A 677-nucleotide genomic window follows, 5' to 3' on the forward strand; every position below is an offset into this window, starting at 1 on the left:
GCCTCTTTGTTTTATGTATAAAGTTTTGTGTATGCTTTCTGATATATCATCAGATAATAATATTGCTATTGATGAAAATAGGGTGAAAGATAAATATGGTATGTTTAATATTAATTTTGCTTATTATATWAATATGATACCTTCTATATTTGCCTTTTTATCATATGCTGTAGGAAGTTTTCTTTTGGGGTATGATATAAAAAAGGCTTTTAGAGTTTTTAAAAGAGATGGAAATGATAATAAGGCTAGRCTTGAATGTGCTGTTGCGGGTGCTTTGGATATAGAGCTTGGAGGAGAATATTTTAAGGATTCTGAGATTTATGATAGAATTTTAGTTGGAGATGCTATTAATAAACTTGATTCTAGCTATATAGTGGYATCTAATAAAATACTCATTATGGGAGCTATAATTGCTTTATTTGTATTAATAGTTTTAAAATTATTATTTATGTTGTTGGGTATTATAATATTTTAATAAATTATTTTTTTATTATTTATATGGGGGGATTTTTCATGCAAGAAGATATTTTATTTACAAGAAGAAGTATAAGAAAATATATTAAAGACAARGCAGTTGAAAAAGAAAAGATAGAATATATATTAAAGGCTGCTATGTATGCTCCTTCTGCAAACAATAAAAGAAACTGGGAGTTTATAGTTGTAGAGAAAAGAGAGAC

The 677-nt window shown here is 26.4% G+C and carries 1 protein-coding gene and 1 pseudogene; both read left to right on the forward strand.

Annotation, left to right across the window (positions count from 1 at the left end):
- Window positions 1-475: pseudogene (locus tag GQX97_RS13505) on the forward strand (cobalamin biosynthesis protein CbiB); the annotation flags it as partial.
- A gap of 38 nt (window positions 476-513) precedes the next feature.
- Window positions 514-677 (forward strand): nitroreductase family protein (locus tag GQX97_RS13510; protein ID WP_198391256.1); only part of this gene is annotated, 164 nt, incomplete at its 3' end.

This window comes from Brachyspira sp. SAP_772, assembly GCF_009755885.1.
Taxonomy (GTDB): domain Bacteria; phylum Spirochaetota; class Brachyspiria; order Brachyspirales; family Brachyspiraceae; genus Brachyspira.